Origin of the sequence: Sorangium sp. So ce887 (assembly GCF_051521455.1) — a bacterium.
Lineage (GTDB): Bacteria > Myxococcota_A > Polyangia > Polyangiales > Polyangiaceae > Sorangium.
Genome location: NZ_CP150354.1, coordinates 6,498,250 through 6,509,522, shown reverse-complemented (window position 1 = coordinate 6,509,522; position 11,273 = coordinate 6,498,250). Strand labels below are relative to the sequence as shown.

At 70.9% G+C, this 11,273-nt stretch carries 10 protein-coding genes; 3 read left to right on the top strand and 7 right to left on the bottom strand.

Annotated elements, in window-relative coordinates:
* Nucleotides 1-223: 223 nt before the first annotated feature.
* The 6 genes from WMF36_RS24015 to WMF36_RS23990 all read right to left on the bottom strand — a co-directional run bounded on the left by WMF36_RS24015 (nt 224) and on the right by WMF36_RS23990 (nt 7,032).
* Nucleotides 224-1,510, bottom strand: a complete 1,287-nt coding sequence (locus WMF36_RS24015) for a hypothetical protein (RefSeq protein WP_437573066.1) — start codon at nt 1,508-1,510, stop codon at nt 224-226.
* Nucleotides 1,511-1,599: 89 nt separating this feature from the next.
* A complete protein-coding gene (locus tag WMF36_RS24010; protein ID WP_437573065.1) occupies nt 1,600-2,046 on the bottom strand; it encodes a DUF3237 family protein in 447 nt (148 codons plus the stop codon).
* A complete protein-coding gene (locus WMF36_RS24005) occupies nt 2,043-3,269 on the bottom strand; it encodes a flavin-dependent oxidoreductase (RefSeq protein ID WP_437573064.1) in 1,227 nt (408 codons plus the stop codon). Before WMF36_RS24005 ends, WMF36_RS24010 begins: the two co-directional genes overlap by 4 nt.
* 112 nt (nt 3,270-3,381) lie before the next feature.
* Entirely contained in the window at nt 3,382-4,581 is a 1,200-nt protein-coding gene (locus tag WMF36_RS24000; protein ID WP_437573063.1) for an MFS transporter, read from the bottom strand.
* Between the two features lie 59 nt (nt 4,582-4,640).
* Entirely contained in the window at nt 4,641-5,912 is a 1,272-nt protein-coding gene (locus tag WMF36_RS23995) for a DUF3237 family protein (protein ID WP_437573062.1), read from the bottom strand.
* Nucleotides 5,913-5,988: 76 nt separating this feature from the next.
* Complete coding sequence (locus tag WMF36_RS23990; protein ID WP_437573061.1) at nt 5,989-7,032, bottom strand: alpha/beta hydrolase family esterase; 1,044 nt, start codon at nt 7,030-7,032, stop codon at nt 5,989-5,991.
* Nucleotides 7,033-7,495: 463 nt separating this feature from the next.
* On the opposite strand from WMF36_RS23990, the gene WMF36_RS23985 reads away from it, so the two are divergent.
* Nucleotides 7,496-8,743: a cytochrome P450 gene (locus WMF36_RS23985; protein WP_437581951.1), complete on the top strand. Its 1,248-nt coding sequence runs from the start codon at nt 7,496-7,498 to the stop codon at nt 8,741-8,743.
* Between the two features lie 79 nt (nt 8,744-8,822).
* On the opposite strand, the gene WMF36_RS23980 is transcribed toward WMF36_RS23985, so the two are convergent.
* On the bottom strand, nt 8,823-9,335 hold the full coding sequence (locus tag WMF36_RS23980; protein WP_437573060.1) for a hypothetical protein: 513 nt from the start codon (nt 9,333-9,335) through the stop codon (nt 8,823-8,825).
* 379 nt (nt 9,336-9,714) lie between these two features.
* Here WMF36_RS23980 and WMF36_RS23975 point away from each other — a divergent pair, with 379 nt between their 5' ends.
* Together WMF36_RS23975 and WMF36_RS23970 are read left to right on the top strand one after the other, a co-directional pair.
* Nucleotides 9,715-10,413 (top strand): RNA polymerase sigma factor, encoded by a 699-nt coding sequence (locus WMF36_RS23975; protein WP_437573059.1) that lies wholly within the window; start codon nt 9,715-9,717, stop codon nt 10,411-10,413.
* A complete protein-coding gene (locus tag WMF36_RS23970) occupies nt 10,410-11,252 on the top strand; it encodes a tetratricopeptide repeat protein (RefSeq protein WP_437573058.1) in 843 nt (280 codons plus the stop codon). Before WMF36_RS23975 ends, WMF36_RS23970 begins: the two co-directional genes overlap by 4 nt.
* Nucleotides 11,253-11,273: the final 21 nt, after the last annotated feature.

Genomic DNA, 11,273 nt, shown 5'->3' with positions numbered 1-11,273 from the left:
GAACGGATCCGCATGAACACCGGATTGGATGTTTTCACGACGCTCCACGATCCTGTGCAACGCGCCATGGAGGTGACTGCAACGACTTCGTAACCGATCCCTCTGGCTCGCGGCATAGGCAGACTCGCCTATGCCGCGATTTGCCGACGGGGCCGCTCCCATGCTGCGCATGACCAGCTCCTCGCAAGCGGGTCGTGGACGCGAGACTCCCAAGCTTCGGGGATCACTTCTGCAGCTGGACGCCGAGGAACAGGGCATTCCCCTTCGCCCCCGAGAGATCGCTCCTTTGATAGCCGAGCGCCGCGCGCGCAGCGTGCCCTTCGATGATGTAGCCCACCTGGGCATCGATGAGCACATACGGGTCGGCGTTCTTCGGCTTCGCTTGTTGCAGTCGGACCAGAGGCTGCAACTTCCCGACGCCGACGTTGCTCGGCGCGAGGTAGCTCGCGAGGGCAAAAAAGGAATAGTCGAAGCCCTCAAAGTCTCCAAAGTACTTGTAAAATGCGCCTTCGAGCGTGATCGTGCCCGCGGTGCCGAGGTTCCTCTCGAACAGGATGTCGGCGTTGGCCTCCATGAAGGTGTCCTTACGCGGGACGCCTGGGGGCATGCCCATCGCAGGGGGCGGCAACGATTCGACGGAACCTTCCCTCTGCACTTCGCCCGCCACGCCGAGCGCGAGGATGCTCTTCTCTCCGAGGTACGTGGACTTCTGGTAATAGGCCGGCTCCGGGTCGAGCAAGCTCAAGTTGAGCCTCGCTGTGTAGAGCGGGCTCACCGAAGAGTCATGCAGGTTGAAAGCACCGGCGTAATACTTGAACAGGCCGCCCGCGATCTTGCCCCAGGCGGTCACCCCATCGTTGCGCCCGAACGGCCCCTGCCTCGGGCCGAGCGGCGGCGCATAGGGTTGGAAGAATCCGGGATAGTTCCACGGCCCCATCGACCACGGCCCGGAAAAGGCGGAGCGATCCGACGGCACGATCATTCGACCGATCCAGACGTTCAGCAGATCATGAAATTTGATCTTGGCGATGGCGTCACGGAGGGTCGCGCTGCCCGCTATGTTGCCCCCCGTTGGGGTCGGCCCAAACTGAGCGACGATCGCGCCCTGCACCCCGATGAACCGGTTGATCTCGCCTGAAAACGACAGATCCAGCTCTCCGTCCGCGAGCAGTCGGTCCATCTTCTCGCGCGCGCCGGGGTTCTGCAAGCGACCTCCGACGCGGGCCCAGGCCGCGATGCTGAGCGGCTTCTTCCATGGCTCCTCCTCCGCCGGAGGCGGTGGCGCCGGCGAAGCTGGGCCGGGCCCGGCGGCGCTTTGCTGTGCCGGCGCGCCCGCGTGGGCCTCCGCAGACGGCGCTCGCGCCGCGGTCGCGTCTGCAGGAGGGCTCGCGGGCTCGGTCGCGGGAGCCGCGATCGGCGGGGTTTCGCCCGTCGGCGCCGGCGGTGCTTCGGGCTGCGCTTGCGCCCGTGCCGAGCGGTTGAAGGAAGTGATGCTGAGGATGACGGCCAAGAACCCTGCGCCAACATCGCCCCGGCGTCTCGACGATCTCGTCTGTGTGCTCATGCGTTCTCCGTGAGGTCTCAGCCACGATCGCGCCCCTAGCCGATCTCGTACACCGTGAGCCGCACCCGGTCGGCCAGCCGCTCGCCCACGGCCAGGGCCAGCACGGCGTTCAGCCGCAGGAGCCCTGGCGCCGAGGTGCGCATACGGATGGCGGTGCGGAAATAGTAGAGCCCGGGGTCCACGGCCTCGCCGCGCCCGAGCGCCGCCAGCACCTCCGGCGGCCCGGCGCGGACGCCTTCGGAGAGGATCTCCACCGTCCCATGGCCGGCGATGTCGAGGATGTAATGGGCGGAGAGGTCCATCCGCCCGTCGGCCCAGATCGTCTGCCAGTCGCCGCCCGGCAGCACCCGGCCCTCGAGGCCGCCGGCCACCGTGCCGCCGACAATGGGGATGAAGCGTCGGCCGGGCGGGCTTGAATTGACGGTGACCGGCGGGTCCACCGTCACCTCGAGCGTCATCAGGCGGGCGAGGGGCGGGCTCACGCGCGGGGCTCCGAGGGGCGCTTCAGGCCGGTGAGCACCTTGTAGCGGGCGGCGATGGCCGAAAGCTCGCCGGGGGCGAAGATGTCCTCGATCCGGTCGAAGCCGTCGGGCGCGCGGTCCTGGGCGATCTGCATGCACTGCTCCGGACCGTTGCCGCGATTGGCCGCGACGATGGCGGCGGTGGCGGGCAGGCGCTCGGCCTCGTAGGCGGCCAGCGCCTCCACCGGATCGGCGTGGGCGGCGAGCGCGCGGACCAGCGCGCGGGCGTCCAGGATGGCCTGACTCGCCCCGTTGGAGCCGATCGGATACATGGGATGGGCGGCGTCGCCCAGCAGCGTCATGCGCCCATGGCTCCAGCGCGGCAGGGGATCGCGGTCGACCAGCGGGAACTCGTAGATCGCCTCGGCGCCCCGGATCAGGCCGGGCACATCCAGCCAGTCGAAGCGCCAGGCCTCGAACCTGGGCAGGAAGTCGGCGGGATCGCCCGTCCGGTTCCAGTCCTCCCGTCGCAGGCTCTCGGCGACGGTGAGCTCGGCGATCCAGTTGACCCTCTGGCGGCCGTCCGGCCCCGGTGGGGAAATGGGATAGGCGACGAACTTCTGGTCCTGATGTCCGGCCATGATCATGCTGGCGCCGGTGAGGAAGGGCGCCGCCAGGCTGGTCGCCCGCCACAGGATGCGGCCGCCATAGACCGGCGGCCCCTCGTCCGGATAGAGGCCGGCGCGCGCCGCCGAATGGATGCCGTCGGCGCAGATCAGGAGGTCGGCGGGAACCTTCGAGGCCGCACCCTCGCGATTGAAGAAGCGCGCCACGATGCGGCCTCCGCCCTCTTCATGGTCCGAAAGGCGCCGGTCGCAGATCACCCGGCCTTCGCCCAGCCGCTCGACGGCGGCGTCGAACAGCACGCCCTGCAGGGCGCCGCGGTGCAGGGAGATCTGCGGCGCGGCGTGACCCGCGAAGCGGCCGCGCGGCTCGTCCCAGATGCGCTGACCGAAGCGGTTGAAATAGACCAGCTCGCGGGTCGCCACCCCCTGCGCCAGCAGGGCCTCGACAAGGCCCAGCTCGTCCAGCACCTCGGCGGCGTGGGGCAGGAGGTTGATGCCGACCCCGAGCGGCAGGATGGTGGGCGCGGCCTCGAACACCGTCACCTCATGGCCCGAGGCGTGCAGCGCCAGAGCCGCGGCCAGGCCGCCGATCCCGGCGCCTGCGACGATCACCTGCATAAAGTCCTCCCGCAGACATGCGGCTTGAAGCCGACCATTGTTCTAGGCTTTGATGGTGGTTTGGTCCCGACGTCGACCGCCACGGCCCGGCGCTGATCGCCGCCGCCATTCCTCAATCACCGGCATAGCGACCGCGGAGGGTCATCACCGCGGCCGCCACCCCGGCCGACAGCACCACCGGCACCATGGCCATGGCCACGGAGGCGGGGCCCCAGCCCTGGCCCAGCAGGAGGCCCGCCATCAGCGGCCCGCCGATGGAACCCAGCCGGCCGGCGGCGATGGAGGCGCCGGTGGCCAGCCCGCGCGCCGGCGCCGGGTAATAGAGCGGGATGACGCCATAGAGCGAATATTGCGCGCCGAGCAGGAAGAAGCCGGCCAGCCCGGCCAGCGCCAGCACCGGCGGCAGGCTGTCGGCCCACGCCAGCCCGAACAGCGACAGGGCCAGCGCGGGATAGGCCACGATGATGGGAAGGCGCGGCCCGAGCCGGTCCACCAGCATGCCGATGATCCAGCAGCCGAGGACGCTGCCGGCATTGAAGGCGAAGGCGGCCCCAGCGCCTCCGACCCCGCCCAGGCCCTTGGCCGCCACGAGCGACGGCAGCCAGTTCAGCAGCAGATACAGCACCAGCAGCGTCAGGCCGAAGGTGAACCAGGCCAGCAGCGTGACAAGCAGCCGGCCCTGGCCGAACAGCGCCTGCACGCCGCCCGGTCGCTGGGCGCCGCCGGCCGCCGCCGCGCGGCTGTCGGGCATCAGCCACGCCATGACCGGCAGCAGCAAGAGCGGCAGCACGCCGCCGGCGAGGAAGATGCTGTGCCAGCCGAACCGCCCCAGGAAACCGGCCGCGAACAGCGCCGCCAGCGCCCCGCCGGCCGGCATGCCGCTGAACATCATGGTGGTGGTGCGGGTCCGCCGGTCGGGCGGGGCGATCTCCAGGGCGACGGCCACCAGGGTGGGCATCGCCGCCCCCATGCCGACCCCAGCCAGGAACCGGAAGAGGCCCAGCGACAGCGGTCCGCCCGCCACCAGGGTGGCCAGCGTGAACAGGCCGAAGACGCCGACAGCCATCATCAGCAGCGGCTTGCGGCCCATGCGGTCGGCCATCCAGCCGCCGGCCAGCGCGCCGCAGACCAGTCCGGCCATGCCGGCCCCGAACACGACGCCCGCCTGTCCGGGCGAAAGGCCCAGAGCGGGGATCAGCAGGGGGGCGGCCACGCCGATGGCCTGGATATCGAACCCCTCCAGCAGGGCGATCAGAAAGCACAGCGACAGCGTGACCGCGTCGCGTGGCGCGTGAGGGGGCGATGCGCCCATGGGGAAACCTCCCGTTTTCGTCCCGTTAGCCGGGATGGTTGCAGCTGGCCGCACTGGAGCTATTTGCGTTCGTAGAAGGTGAGGCTCACCCCGCCCGCCGCGCCTCCCGGGTCGGAGCTCACATATTGCTTCGTGTTGAGGATCGCGTAGGGGCCGTCCGCGCGCGTCTCGAAGACCGGGATGAGCGCGCCGAACGGTCCACAGTTCCTCACCACGATGACCTCGCCGTCGTTCGAGGACAGCGCGTACCTGGCGTCCAGTACCGTGCTCGCTCCGAGGAGCTGGTAGTCCGCCCCTCCGGGGAGCACCGAGCCCGACAGGCCGCTGAGCAGCGTTCCACCGGTGACTGTGCCCCCGGTGATGGGAATGATGTTGCGCGTGCCGCGCTTGCTCGCGCCGACGGAGAGGGAAGAACCGAGCGTGACGGACTCGGTGAACACGCTCGATCCCCTCGCCCCGGTCGCCGTCGAGCACTCCCACGATTGATGGGGGACGCCCTCGGGATCCTTGAGCTGGATCTTCGGCTCTCCGGCGGCCACGTCGGCGATGTCGTAGACGTCGAGCTGGACCGTGCCCGCCGTGGCGTCGACGACGCGGGTGCCCACGAACTTCCCTGTGTTGAGCCAGGCGAGCGAGCTCGATTCCGCGACCTCGAAGTCCGGGACGATCCGGACGACCGCATCGCCGGCGGGCGCGACGCCGCAGCTCCGCAGGTAGATGAGGGTGCCGTCGCTCGCTCTCAGGATGTTGATCTCCTCGAGCTCGACGGATCCGTTCGACAGCGTGAGCTCGAGCTCCATGCCGCCCGTGAGGAACGTGGCCTGGACCTTGTCGCCCGTGAGCGTGCCCCCCTTCACGTCGAGGAGGCGGCGGTGTCCGAACTGGGTGGTCCCGACGTCGTGGGTCTCGCCGAGCTGGAGCGTCGCCCGAAAGACGAGCTCACCGAGCGTGGGGAGCGGGATGCCGCCGGGCATGCCGCAGGTCCACGATGGATCGGGGACGATCGTCGCCTCGCCGCCGCCGTTGCTGTCGCCGCCAGCGCCGACGCCGCCGCCTGCGCTGCCGCTGCTGCCGCCGGTCTCCCCAGCTCCACCGGCTCCGGCGATCCCGCCACCCGCGCCGTCCATGCCGGCGTCGCCGCCGGTGCCGGTCGTTTCACCAGAGCCGCCCGACGCCGCGCCGCCAGAGCCGCTGCTCGTCGTTGGTCCGCTGCCATCCTCGCTCGACTGACCACACCCTCCAGAGCAGATGCCAAGGATTCCAACCATCAAGGCCTTCGTCGGCCAATTCCCCATCTTCATCGTCGGATCCATCCATTCAGTGAAGAGCATGTCGTCGATTGACAGCGGTGGCGCCAAACGTCGTCCATGAAAGTTGCGGAGAGCGCTCCAGCGAGCGAGACCCGACTCAGAACTGCGAGAAGAAGCTCCAGATCGACTCGCCGGAGTTGTTCTGTGGGGCGTGGCCCCCGCTGAACTCACACCAGACGACGGGATAGCCCGCGTCGCAGCCTTCGTAGCTGACGCAGGGGCTCGGCTCGGCCGGTGTGGTCTGCTGGTCGCAGTGGTTTCGTTCGAGGAAGACATCGCGAGCGGACCGACCATTTTCGACTGGAACCACGTCGTCGGCGTCGCCGTGGGCGCCCCACATGGCCACAGGACTGTCGCCGTCTGCGCAGCCGCTGTAGAGCGCGCCGGACATGGAGGCGATGGCACGGAAGACGTCGCCCATCCCGCAGCCGATCGCGTACGACATCATGCCGCCGTAGCTGAATCCCGTCGAAAAGATCTTGCTCTCGTCGATGCAGAGCTCGGCGCCGAGGCGGTCGAGCATGGCGCGGAGGAACGCGATGTCGCGGTCGCCCGTGTTCGCCCAGCCCTGGTCGATGCCCTCGGGCGAGACGAAGATCGCCGAGCCGTCGGCGCGACCCTGGAGGCCGTAGTAGCCGCCGCCGAACCCGGTCGCGACCTGCTCGGCCGAGCCGCCGCGGGGATGCCAGGCGAAGATCAGCCGGTAAGGACGACTCGAATCATAGTCGTCCGGCACGGCGAGGATGTACTCGCGCGTCGTGCCCCCGACATCGATGCTGAAACGGCCGCTCGTCAGCTCCGTCGTGCTACCGCAGCCCGCGCTCCGCGCCTCTCCCCCGGAACCGCCCGAGCCGGAGCCGACGGCGCCCGCGCCGCCCGCGCCGGCTCCCCCCGAGGTCGGGTGACCGCCGCTGCCGCTGCCGCCGGCGCCACTGACAACGCCCGACGAGCCACCCATCGCCGACGAGGCACCCGTGGCACCGGAGCCGCTGGTGCTGGACCCAGCGAGCCCTCCGGCGCTGCCGCTGCCGTGCGGTGCGTCGGTCGTCCCGTCTCCCTGGCTGGAGCAGGCCATCGCCGCGAACGCCGCGAGCGCAACGATCCCGGGAACCGTCGTGCCGAAATTGCGGAGCGTTTCCATTCGTCCTCGCCTCTCTATTCCAAGATCGCCGTCCGTCCTCGCATCCTCCGATGCAGGTGCCTGCGACGAGCTTGTACCCGAGCCCGCTGGATCGAGGCATAGGCATACTCGCCTATGCCTTGACGCGAGACGTCACGCCCACATTGAAGGACTGGACGATTCGGGCGAGAGTCGAATTCGACTGGCACTACATGATCTCCAGCGGGGCTGGAATCGGCACGGCGCCGACGCCACGGCGCGTTTCTCGTCGCCGCGATGGCGCCGTGGATGAAGGTTCACGTAGGTGAGGCGCGCCGGTCGATCGGTCTCGACAGTACCAATTGATTGCGTCCTGGCTCTATGGCAAATGTATTTCCAATGCTGTTACGTGGCGCCGGGGATGCTCGCCGCGCAACAGGACTGCTCGGGCGCCGTCGGCCTCGAGCTGCGCCGCGTTGGCCTCACGGGCCCGGGGGTAACTGCGATGAATCAGCCGATCAACATCTTCGATACAGCGTTTCGTGCGAACCCGTATCCGTATCTGGCCGAGCTCCGGCGCGCGAGCCCGGTGTGCCAGGTCGAGCCTGGCGGGATGTGGGCCGTGACGCGCTACGAGGACGTGCTCTTCGTCCTCAAGAACCCCGAGGTCTTCTCGTCCGGGGGCTTCAAGGTGGCGTGGCAGCCGCCCTGGGTGGGTTACAACCCGATGGCCAACTCGATGCTCGCCATGGATCCGCCGGCGCATACGCGGCTCCGCGGCCTGATCCACCGCGCGTTCGGGGCGAGCACCGTGGCGCGCCTGGAGCCGCGCGTCCGCGCCGTCGCCGAGGATCTCGCGAGCCGCCTCGTCGGAGAAGTGGAGTTCGTGGATGCGTTCGCCATGCCGCTGCCGGCCTTCGTCATCGGCGAGCTCCTCGGGATGGACCACGCCCTCCGCCGCAATTTCAAGCGATGGACCGACGATATCCTCTCGATCACGCCGGCGCCCCACGAGGACGCCGAGCGCGTGCGGAAGACCATCGCCGATCTGACCGGGTATATGCGGGAGGTCATCGCGGCGCGGCGCCGCGCGCCCGCGGACGACACGGTGACCGACCTCCTCGGCGCCGAGGTCGACGGGCAGCGGCTGACGGACACCGAGGTCATCGATTTCCTCGTCCTCCTCCTGATCGGCGGGCTGGAGACCACGACGCATCTCCTCGGCAACATGATGATCTACTTCGCGGCCCACGACGGCATGATGGACCGCCTGCGCGCGGACCCCGCCCTGATCCCGCTGTTCGTCGAGGAGATGCTCCGCTACGACGGGCCGGTCATGGCCCTACCCCGGATCGCGACCTCCGAGGTCTCGCTCTCCGGCGTGACGGTGCCTGCGGGCGCGCTGGTGCTCCCGTTCCCAGCCTCCGCCAACCGGGACGAGAAGAAGTTCCCCGATCCGGATCGGTTCGACCTGAACCGCGGCTCGCAGGGCGGGCTCCACTTCGGACACGGCATCCATTTCTGCATCGGCGCGGCGCTGGCCCGCATGGAGGCGCGCGTGGCGCTCGACGTGTTGCTCGCGCGGTTCCGGCGGATCGAGCGCGCCGCGGCGGAGGTCCAGTACAACGGCGCGATCACCGTCCGCGGCCCCGCGGAGCTGTTCCTCCGGTTCGTCCCGGCGAGCCCCAGCGCGGCGCGGGCGGCGCACGCGGGCGCCGAGCGGGAAGCGGCGGCGCCCCCGCCGGCGCGTTGACGGTACTGGAGCGGCGCGTGGACCGGAGTCGGGAAGGGACCGATTCAGGGCGCTTTGCCGCCGGGGAGCGCGGCGCGGCTCAGGTGCAGAGTCCCTCGACGCACGCGCCGCCGCTCGGGCAGTCGCAGTCCGCCTCGCAGGAGATCGCCGGCTCGGGCGGCGGCTCGCAATAGCCGGCCTCGCAGGACTCGCCCTCGGGGCAATCGCACGAGGCCGCGCACGGGGTCTTGCAGGCCCCCGCGACGCACTCGCTGCCGCTCGGGCAGTCGCAGTCCGCCTCGCAGGCGCCCGGGTTCTCCGAGGAGGTCCCGCCCCCGCCGGCGCTGCTCGAGCTGGTGCTGCTCGAGCCACCCTCGCCGGCGCTGATCGAGCCGCCGTCGTCGTCGTCGTCATCGTCGCGGTCCGGGCGCTCGATGTCGGGGGCGTCGGGAGCGTCGGGAGCGTCGGGAGCATCGGGAGCGTCGTCCCAGGAGCACTCCTCCTCGTCGTCGTCCCAGTCGCAGTGGGTATTGATGTGGCAGCCGATCATCGTCGTGGAGAAGAAGCACAGAGAGAGACCAAGACCCCACTCGAAAGCCGTGCGCATGCTCATAGCGTCATCACTCCTTATCTGCGATGGACCCGTGACAGCGGCGCCGCGCGTCGCGGCGGCGCCCTCTGACCACTCGATGCTGCGTGCCCGCTGCCGCGCGCTCCGTTCAACGGTCGCGAGCCTGCGCACGATTCCGACGCCCACCCGCCCGGAACCCGCCCGGCGGCGGGGGGGACCTCCTGGGGGTGTCGATTTCGCCCGCCGGGGTTGAACGTTCCCGACCGGTCCGGGCACGAAATGGACGGCCCCCCATGAACGGTCCCCTCCCTTCCGGGTACGAAGCCCTGTGCCCCAGGTCGCCCCGAGCCCTCCGACGCCTGCTGACGGCAAAAGGGCAGCGCCGCGGGGCCCGTTCGGATGTAACGATGACAACGCAGGCATGGACCGAGATGGGACGGAGCGATCGGCGGGCTTTCCGCCGGGACAGACGCCGGGCGCCGCTCACCCCGAGCGCGCCGTGGAGAGGTCGCGGCCGATGAGGGCGATCGCGCTCGTCATGCCGTTCCTCTTCTCGCGCGGCGCCGAGCGCGCGCAGGACGAGGAGGAAGCGCTCGTCGAGCGGCTGCGGCGCGGGGACGCCGCGGCGGTGGGCGAGGCGTACGACAAGCATTACGCGGCGGTGCGCGGGTTCGCCCGCCGCCTCACCGGCGACGACGCCGCCGCCGAGGACCTGGCGCACGACGTCTTCGTCAGCTTGCCGCAGGCCGCGCAGCGGTTCCGCGGCGGCTCGTCGCTGAAGACGTTCCTCATCTCGATCGCGGTCAACCATTCCCGCCACCACCTCCGCGGCGCGGCGCGGCGCCGCGCGGCCATGGAGCGGCTCGCCCTGGAGCCCGAGGAGCACGACGCGCCGAGCCCCGAGCGGGAGGCCGGCCGCGCCGCGCTCGCCCAGGCCCTGAACCGCGCCCTCGACGCGCTGCCGGACGCGCAGCGCGCGACGTTCGTGCTCTGCGAGGTCGAGGAGCGCAGCGCGCGCGAGGTGTCCGAGATCCTGGGCGTGCCCGAGGCGACGGTGCGCACGCGGCTGTTCCACGCCAAGCAGAAGCTCCGGACGCTGCTGGAAGAGAGGACCCCATGAAGGACGACGTGCTCCGCGAGGCCGCGCGCGCGCTGCGCGAGGATGCAGGCGCGTCGCGCGCCCGTCGTGACGAGACGCGCGCCCGCGTGATGAGGAGCCTCAAGGCGCAGCGCGCCCGCCGGCTCACCACCGTCCGCGTGGTGGTCCCGCTGGCCGCCGTGCTCGTCGGATCGGTCGCGTGGGCCTCGGCCGCGCGCTGGTTCCCCGGCGGCTGGAACGACATCGCGTCCCAGCTCGGCCTGAGCGCGGCCGAGGCGCCGATCGAGCCGCCTGCGCCGCCGTCGCCGCGCGCGCTGTCCGGACCGCGGCGCGCGGCCGAGGCGCCCGCGCCGCCGGAGGCCGACGCGCCCGCGGCGGAGGCCGAGGCGCCCGCGGATCCGCTCGCGCCGGTCCAGCCGTCGATGCCGCTGCCCGGCCCGGACCCCGCGCCGCCGCGCGCCCCGGTGATGGCGGTCGCGCCGCCCGCGCGCAAGGCCGTCGCGCCGAGCGCCGCGCGCGTCCCGCCCGCCCCGCGAAAGGCGGCGGGCGATCCCCAGGCCATCCAGCGCCCGCCGGCCGGGCCCGACGCGGACGCGCTCTATCAAGCGGCGCACCGCGCGCACTTCGTCGAGCGCGACCCCGCGTCCGCGCTCGACGCCTGGGACGCTTACCTGGCCGCTACCCCGCGCGGCCGCTTCGCCGTCGAGGCCCAGTACAACCGTGCCCTCTGCCTCGTTCGACTCGGCCGCAAGGACGAGGCGCAGCGGGCGCTCGAGCCGTTTGCGCAGGGCACCTTCGGCGGTTACCGCCAGACCGAGTCGCGCTCGCTGATCGAGGCGATGCGCAGCGCGGACGAGTGAACGTCACGGCGCGTGAACGAA